The organism is Oleiphilus sp. HI0123, from assembly GCF_001635315.1.
In genome coordinates this window covers 1-6,592 of sequence record NZ_LWGE01001157.1, presented here as the reverse complement: position 1 = coordinate 6,592, position 6,592 = coordinate 1, and the positions used below count along the sequence as shown (strand labels likewise).

7 protein-coding genes are annotated in these 6,592 nt (G+C 43.4%); 3 read left to right on the top strand and 4 right to left on the bottom strand.

The genetic code is table 11. From position 1 onward, the window contains the following. The 3 genes from A3761_RS12415 to A3761_RS12405 form a co-directional block, all read right to left on the bottom strand. Positions 1 to 3,044, bottom strand: a 3,044-nt coding sequence (locus A3761_RS12415; RefSeq protein ID WP_156491821.1) for an AAA family ATPase, incomplete at its 3' end; no start/stop codon positions are given. Continuing rightward, positions 3,035 to 3,307 carry a hypothetical protein gene (locus A3761_RS12410; RefSeq protein ID WP_068515697.1) on the bottom strand — a complete coding sequence of 91 codons (273 nt, stop codon included), beginning with the start codon at positions 3,305 to 3,307 and terminating at the stop codon, positions 3,035 to 3,037. The genes A3761_RS12410 and A3761_RS12415, both read right to left, overlap by 10 nt. Before the next feature lie 111 nt (positions 3,308 to 3,418). Continuing rightward, entirely contained in the window at positions 3,419 to 4,282 is an 864-nt protein-coding gene (locus tag A3761_RS12405; RefSeq protein WP_197470039.1) for an energy transducer TonB, read from the bottom strand. 239 nt (positions 4,283 to 4,521) lie between these two features. Between A3761_RS12405 and A3761_RS12400 the strand changes: the two genes are divergently transcribed. Further along, a complete protein-coding gene (locus A3761_RS12400) occupies positions 4,522 to 4,800 on the top strand; it encodes a response regulator (protein WP_068760303.1) in 279 nt (92 codons plus the stop codon). A gap of 15 nt (positions 4,801 to 4,815) precedes the next feature. On the opposite strand, the gene A3761_RS12395 is transcribed toward A3761_RS12400, so the two are convergent. After that, a complete protein-coding gene (locus tag A3761_RS12395; RefSeq protein ID WP_068515703.1) occupies positions 4,816 to 5,088 on the bottom strand; it encodes a GIY-YIG nuclease family protein in 273 nt (90 codons plus the stop codon). A 166-nt stretch (positions 5,089 to 5,254) separates the two neighbouring features. Here A3761_RS12395 and A3761_RS25770 point away from each other — a divergent pair, with 166 nt between their 5' ends. Further along, positions 5,255 to 5,569 carry a succinate dehydrogenase assembly factor 2 gene (locus A3761_RS25770; RefSeq protein WP_082865225.1) on the top strand — a complete coding sequence of 105 codons (315 nt, stop codon included), beginning with the start codon at positions 5,255 to 5,257 and terminating at the stop codon, positions 5,567 to 5,569. 514 nt (positions 5,570 to 6,083) lie between these two features. Beyond that, the coding region (locus A3761_RS12385) for a hypothetical protein (protein ID WP_231881217.1) at positions 6,084 to 6,592 on the top strand (509 nt) is incomplete at its 3' end.

Sequence of the window (6,592 nt, the reverse complement as noted above, 5' to 3'; positions counted from 1 at the left end):
AGTATCGGCAGAAAAGGAACACGCAAAGACTTTTTCTCGACAAAGGCCTTCGCCTCCTCATACTCTGTTAGTAACTCTTCAATGGGAAAGCCCGCAACCGCTTTGATCGTTGACTTCGCAGATAAGCACACCCCTGCTCTAGCAAGCTCTCCTGTCTCAATCCCGGCTTCGAAGCCTCTCTCGTAAGCGTAATATGACTCTGTGACGTGTCCTTTTAGATGTGCAAGTGACACTCCAATTCCATTCCATGCAGAAGCGGAGTCCCTACAGTTCGGATTACTTTCCAGCCACTGCTTAGCTTTTTCACCAGCTTCATAGGCTGCCCCATACTCATCTCTTAACGCCAATAGCATGCCATAGGTAGTTAAGGTCACCGGTGTTGCATCAGTTCGACCATGCAGTGTTGCAGATATCAAACTAGCCTGAATACAAACAGAAGCGAATTCTATGCGTTGCATCAAAAAGCCAGCTAAACCGAAATTAACCAAAACATAATTAGTTAAGTGATGCGACCGATCTTTACATTCTGGCCAGTTTTCAAAATCCTTAATCGGACGCTTAGCCAGCGCATCCCTTAGTTGCGATGCTTGCTCTAACATGATGGCTTTGAGAGAACTTAGGTCATCAGGAATATCAATACCCAATATTGACAAAGCCTGCCGCCCCATTTCTAGCCCAAGTGCGTAGTCTGAGCGGCCTATGGCTTGCACAAGCAGGTAGGCAAGCAACTCCACCTTGTCTAAAGGATCAATAGCATTATCGACCAGCTGGGAGTAAAGTTGCTTAGATGCTTCAAGGTCTCCGTTTAAGTATGCAGCTTCCGCTTTGATTTTATAGAGCTTGAAGCACTTATCATAACTCTCAGCCCATGCATTATCGCCCAATAAAATTAATGCCAAGCTTGAGTATTGATCAGCAGCAAGCCACACACTTGATAGCTTGGCTTTCTCAGCAGCCAAAACATTAAGCTCGATCAGGTTTTCAATTTCCAACTGATCGGAAATAAGCGAGATGCCATGATTAAGCTGCTCCACAAGCTCAAACACCCGTTCTTCTTTTTCGTCATCACTATAAGTCTTATATAGACGCCAGCCTATACTCAGGTGAGTATCGACCCTCTCTTCCTCACCCAAAGACTCATACGCTGCTTGCAACATCCGATCATGAAGGAATTTACACGATGGGATAAAACTATGAATTGCGGTTTCATGGCTCCGCAATGAATAATACTGGCTAAGTAATTTTTGGGGTACCAATACACTTTCGCCGTACTCCCCTTGCAGTGTTTGCTGAAAGCCGCCGATTACAGCTAAAAACCAATCGCCCCCCTCCTGAACAAGCAAGCCTTCTTTTAATGCCAGCCACAAAGATTCAGCAACTTCCTCCATGGGTAAGTCACTGGCAACAGCCAATGTTTCCAAATCAAATCTGGTACCCACACATGCAGCTTTTTGGAGGAGCTTTTGGGTTTTAATCGGTAGCTCAGACATGCGTTCAAGCATGAGCTCGACAACATTATCAGTTATCGACTCTAATTTTATAGTCTCCAAATCCCAAGTCCAATAGTGCTCTGAAATATCAAACGTTACGAGACCTTTCCTATCAAGCGCTTTAAGGAACTCTATCGAGAAAAAAGGGTTGCCTCCTGTTTTTGAAACAACAAGATCTGCCAGCTCTTGAACATCGGCTTGGGTACGCTGAAAAGTATCCATAATTAGCAAACGTAACTGGCCTTTTTTCAGCGGTTTTAGTTTTATATGTTGCGCCTCAAACTTTCGAGCGGCAACTTTGTTTAACATGCTTTGAGCCGGGTGCTGGCTATCAACTTCATTATCTCGATAAGCAAGTAATATAAGAAGGCGACAACCAGGTTCACTGAGCAACTCCGGTATCAGATGCAAAGTTCCGCGGTCTGCCCATTGAATGTCATCAATAAAGATAACCCAGGGCTTATCTTCTGTAATGGTTTTAATGAAAGCCTGAAAAACTAGCACGAAACGAGCAAGCGTCTCTTGTGCACCAAGAAGCAAAGGTGCCTCGTGTTTGCCGAAAAGCAGTTCCAATTCCGGAAGGAATTCAATTAACACTCTGACGTTATTACCCAAAGCTTCACCTAAGCGTTTACGCAGTGAAAGCAGCTGATCTTCAGGTAACCTTAGTTCTTGTTTTAGCCAGTTTGTCAGAGCTGCCTTAATCGCAGAGTATGGTGTATTTTGTTGGAATTGATCGAACTTACCGCTTATAAAGACGCCATTGCTCGCTGCGATGGGTTTGTACACTTCGTGAATCAATGCTGACTTGCCGATCCCTGAGTAACCGCAAACTGTCAGTAATTGGGGCCGACCTTGTTTCGCTTTATCAAAGCTTTCAAGCAAAAGGCCAAGCTCTTCATTTCGGCCATATAAGGTCTGAGGTATGCAAAAGCGACTAGATACATCGTTAGTCGCCAGCAAAAAATCATTTACCGTGCCATCTTTAACAATTGAACGCTGACAATGCAGCAAATCATGCTTTAGACCGAATGCGCTCTGGTATCTATCTTCAGCATTTTTCATCATCATTTTATCAATAATTGATGAAATAGCTGCTGGTAAAGCTGGCCTTTTAGTCGAAGCGCTCTGCTGTTGAGTCGCCATGTGGGCATACACTATACCCAGAGCATCATCAGCTTCGAATGGTAAGTCTCCCGTCAGAAGTTTATAGAAAGTTACGCCCAGAGTGTAAATATCACTTCGGTAGTCTATAGCACGGTTCATTCGCCCTGTTTGCTCGGGAGAAATATAACTTAAAATACCTTCAAGCTTATCAGGCTCGATAATGGCTGGCTGTTCGCGCGTTAATAATGAGGCCAGACCGAAATCGATAATTTGTACTCTTCCGGTATCCGGATTCAGAACGATATTTCCGGGATGCAAGTCTTTATGAATTACTTGAGCATGGTGAATCGCATCCAAGGCATCAGCGAGTTGAATAGCAATATCAAGGAATAGAGGAACAGGCAATTGATGGGAGTCTTGACTTTCAGCATAACGTTTTAAGTCCATGCCCGAATATCTTCCATCACCATACAAGGCGATAAAGAATCATCGATCAATTCCATTGCTTTAACGATGTTCGGGTGGTCAAACATCTGAAGAACTTCGTAGCTGAAAGCCATACGGGCACGCTGACTTTCTATATCGCAATTCTCACCGCAGGCACGGAGAATGACGCCCTCGCCTGTGGCTGCATTTTGGGCGCGAAATACCCTTGTTCCAACGCTTGAGAAAAGCGTTTCACTAATCGCATAATTAGGTATTTGGAACATACAACCTCATCGCCTGCTATCTTACTTATTCTTTTAAGTATAGCAGTCAAATCAGAGTAACCAGCATTATGGATGCCATGCAATAAGCACTGGCCAAATGACGCTCAACAGTTACTTAATCTGAAAGCTTATCGGTATTTCGATATAGCTGGCGACGTTCTTACCGTTGACTTGTGCAGGCTTAAACGTCCAGGAATCTTGCACAGTTTCCCAAGCGGTATAATCCAACACACCATAGTGGCTGCTTTGAATAATTAGTAAGCTCTCGACACCACCGTTGGGGTCGACATTCACTCCAATCACAACAGTACCCTGCCAGCCCCGTTTTGCAGCAATGGGAGGATATTTGGGTTCCGGGTTATCAGCACTTCCTAAAACATAGGAAGGTTTAGGTATTAACTCTAGCGCCTCAGGTTCCGTTTCCTGTACTTCTACAGGCTTTTCATCAGGTGGCTCATCGGCTTTCGTTTCGCTTGGTGGCTGATTGGGCTCAATAGAATTATTTTGCTCAATTTTTTGCTCGCTATAAAGGGCTCTAGTAGTCTCGACGGAACTCAGTACAACATCACGTATACTCGGTTTAACGATATCCTGTGATTTTGATTTCGGTACTTCGTCGGACCTGTCACTTTTCTCTCTCTTAGTCTTTTTTTGTTCAGACTCAAGTATGCTTTCCTTACTATTTTGCTTGTGTGTTTTTGGTTTTTCTGGGAGTTCCGGCCTCTTTTGTTCCACTTCACGAGGCATTTGAGCAGATACGTTTTCAACAATCTCCTTATCAGCGGGGTCCCCCTCCTCTTGCGAGGGTCTTAAGGAAACATTAACCGAAGTTTTTCCAATCGGCGCAAAGATTTCGTTCTGTCCTTCCCAAAGACTCAGCGCAATATGTGCCAAAAATGACAGTATAATCGCACCGGCTAAGGCTTTTCTTGGCCGAGAACTTGAACCACTAGCAATGGGTGAATCTATTGACAAGAACTTGTTTTCCATGGGTTGGGACTAAAGAAACGGAAACTGTGTGGAATAATACATTGAAATATAAACTTTTCTCTAAAGTTATCTATACTTTTAACCTGTAAAGAGATTGAAGACCACTTATTTACCAGCAGAAGTAGCGAGAAGAGAAGTTAAACATGGCAAACATATTAGTTGTTGATGACTCTGCATCAATGAGACAAATGATCAAATTCACCCTCGAGATCGCCTGACACAAAGTGACCGAAGCAACTGACGGTTTACAGGGTTTGCACCAAGCAAAAGATAATGCTTACGAGTTAATCATATCGGATGTAAATATGCCCAATATGAGTGGCATTGAGATGACAGCTGAGGTGCGTGCGCTTGGCTCGCATAAGTCTACACCCATTCTGTTACTCACAACCGAGTCAGGTCTTGATAAGAAAACCGAAGGCAAAAAAGCGGGAGCAACCGGCTGGCTAGTTAAGCCATTCGACCCGGAGCAGCTTACCAAAATAGTTAATAAGGTACTCTAGTCTATCGGGTACTCGTTAGCGGTTTGATGCTTCACAAATGAGCGTTTGTTTTTTAAGCACGCTCATTCTTTTTATCTCTACCTCTCTCTTAGTAGCCTCTGAGCGACTCTCAAAATCTTGAGAATAAACGATCTCTCTAGGTTCATGACCACGGAAAAACTTGGCGCCCTTCCCCGCCTTTTTCTCAAACATTTCGCAATGTTCTTTAAATCGCCGATCAATATCCGTGCTGATGCCGGTATATAGTTTTCCACAGGATGTTCGGATCATGTAGACCTGCCAAGACATCAATAAGCCTCTAAATTCATTATTCAGTTAAATATACACTAATTAACCACGGCGATGCGTAGCCGGAGTCATTCAGCTTATATCTTACACCACAACGACGCTCTGTTCTTGAGTGTACCCAAAGCAAGCACTATAATGCAGCCTCTGCAAACAATTGGATAACTCAATGTCGGATCAGCCTTCGCAAAACTCAGCAAATGACACCCAAGAAACAAGCCAGCTCGATGAAACGAAAAGGGCTGAATTCAACCGATTGTTTTGGCATAGCCGCCGAGGAATGCTCGAACTTGATGTGCTGTTAGTGCCATTCTTGAAAGAGGCCTACTCTACTCTTCCTGAAGATGACCAAGCCCGTTTTAGAAACTTATTAGATTGTGAAGACCCCGATCTTTTTGCTTGGTTTATGCGTAACGGAGCACCAGAAGACCCGGATCACGCTCGCATAGTTAAGATTATTCTTGACCGTGTTCAGCCAGACTAAAGTTCAGTTTATACCGTCCAAGTTACTTGCGGGAGTAATTTTGCTCCCGTATGCCGCGGCTATTTTTCTTAGCCTTACTCACGAAATTTATCTGCCGCTAAAAGTTTCTATCTGCTTGATATGCACACTAGCTGGTTTTTACCATCTGCTAAGTCGAGCTTTGCTTCGCTCTCGCTTTGCTATCACTTCCTTAGTTGTTTCCAACGAGAACCTTAGTATTTACTTTTCGAACGAAGATGCAATCAACGGACAAATACTTGGAAAAAGTTTTATCTCCAGATATCTTTGCTTACTTACGGTAAAACATGCTCCTCTTATTGATAGTCGCCTAGCCTTTATTAGTGCGTACACAAGTAAATCTCATATATTAGTTACACCTCTAAACCTTGAGTGTCCAGATTCATTTAGACGTTTTCGCGTCTTTAGCAAATTCGGCAATATCAATATAAAGCACCGCGATGCTGTATAATCGCTAAATACTAAAAAACTAATTACAACTGACAGTTACCACATTATGACTCACATGTTTATCAATCTACCCAGTCGTTTTATCAGCATCACTGGTGAAGACTCAGAAAAGTTTCTTCAAGGTCAATGCTCTACTGATATCAACTCCCTAGATTCGAACCATTTCTCTTATGGCACCCTGAACACACCCAAGGGACGTATATATGGCTTGTTTAAAGTTGTACGGATTTCAAATGGTTTATTGCTGTCCGTAGATGAAAGCTGCTTTGAACATATCCTCAAGACCTTAAGCAAATACGCAGTTTTCTTTAAGTGCGAACTCAAAGAAGCTAACTTTCACTCTTATGGTTGTAGCACGCCATCATTAGCAGTTATATGTGAGCGCTACCCTGAATTGGCCGCATTAAAAGCCCCCGAAGACAATTCAAACAAAGCAGGTGATGACAACACCCTGTTAATAAGACTACCCGGTAAGCAAGGCCTTTTGGAGTTCTGGTCCCAACAAGTACCCGATGACAGCTGTTCAGATACTGAGGCCCTTGAAAACTGGCTGGC